Source organism: Candidatus Phytoplasma gossypii, assembly GCF_030586975.1.
GTDB classification, from domain to species: Bacteria; Bacillota_I; Bacilli_A; order Acholeplasmatales; family Acholeplasmataceae; genus Phytoplasma; species Phytoplasma citri.
In genome coordinates, this window is sequence record NZ_JAOSIT010000066.1 from 1 (window position 1) to 1,545 (window position 1,545).

Here is a 1,545-nt window from a genome sequence, read left to right on the forward strand (position 1 = left end):
AATTTATATTTTATTTTAATTTATTAATATGTTTTCCTTATATTATTTTTGTCCAAATAATTAGAAGAATGATTTTTTATCAAAAAATAATTTTATTATTAAAATAAATAGAATTATTTTTATTATTTTTGATATCATCATCAAATCTAACTGGAAATTAATGCTATTTATGTATTCATTAAAAAAAGTATAAAAAATTATTTATAATTACGGAGAGTTTTAATTATAATTAAAGTTCATAAATTAATATCAAAAATTTTTTGCGTAAAATGATTAAATTAATTTTAAAAAAGCGCTACATTATTTTTTCTTTAAAAAATCTAATTTTTTTCTTAATTTAAGTTCCAATTCTATTTGTTCTAAATGTAATTCATATAAATTTATTTTAAGATTATTTTTTTTTGTTTTTAAACAAGAAATTTGATATTTTAAAAAACTTTTAGAAATATTAAAATTGGAGTTATTTTTAATTCTTAAATTTAATAATAACAATTCTTTGTTTACTGTATCAATTTCTTTTAATAATTCATTTTTTTTCCTTGAAAATTGATCTATTTTTTCTCTTAAAATTTCTATTTTGGTTTCCGAACAATCAAATAATATTTCAGAAGATTCTGTTCTTTTAACTGCTGAATAATTCGAACCAGCGTAAACTATACAAGATTTTCGATTATTTACAAATATTAAAGCTAAGCAAATTATAAATAAACAAATCATATTGATTTTTTTTATTTGTATTTTTGTGAACTTGAAATTCATATGATAAAAAACTTTCTAATGAAATTAACAAATACAATTTATAAATTTTTTTATAAATTAATGAATATTTTTAAAAATTTACTAATAATCCGTTTATAAGAAATAATAATTTTATTAAATTTGCAATTTTTTTTATTAAATATATATATCAAAAAAAGTTCATAATTATTTTATTTAAGTTAAATATTCAATACATTAAGATAAAATTAATAATTATATAAATTTTATTAGATAATTAAATATCTAATACATTTTTATTATATAATTTTTTGAAATTTTATTTTCATAATAATGGAAATTTAATTTTTAAATTATATAATTATGATAATTTTTTATTATTTTAACAATATTAAAAAATAATTTATTTTCAATATTTAATATTAAACACATGTAATAATATAAGTTAATTGTTTATAAAAAATTAATATTAATTAGATTATTAATGATAATAATAAATTCAAAAGTTGATTTTTTAAAAAAATATCTTATTTTATAGATGATTTAAATAATTCTTTTCTTGACTGTTTAATCAATAATTAATAACAAACTTAGGTTTATTAATGATTATTTTATTATTTATAACTTATTTATTATTATTTGTTAGATTTAATTGATTTTATTATGAAATTTGTATTTATTACATTTTTTTCTTTATTTTTGTGACATCAGCCAAGCCAATACAACAGAAATTATTAAAGCTAAAGAATGGTTACTAACTTTAAAACAAAAAAATAAAAATTTATTTTTTGTTACAGATCAAATTTTAGATAATATGCGTATAACTAA

General features: G+C 13.9%; 1 protein-coding gene. It reads right to left on the reverse strand.

Annotated elements, in window-relative coordinates:
• Positions 1-300: 300 nt before the first annotated feature.
• Positions 301-717: an effector protein gene (locus tag OC698_RS03060; protein WP_304513221.1), complete on the reverse strand. Its 417-nt coding sequence runs from the start codon at positions 715-717 to the stop codon at positions 301-303.
• Positions 718-1,545 lie beyond the last annotated feature (828 nt).

Excerpts from the sequence above, each read along its gene's own strand:
- OC698_RS03060 (WP_304513221.1), bottom strand. The coding sequence starts at position 717 with ATGATTTGTTTATTTATAATTTGCTTAGCTTTAATATTTGTAAATAAT.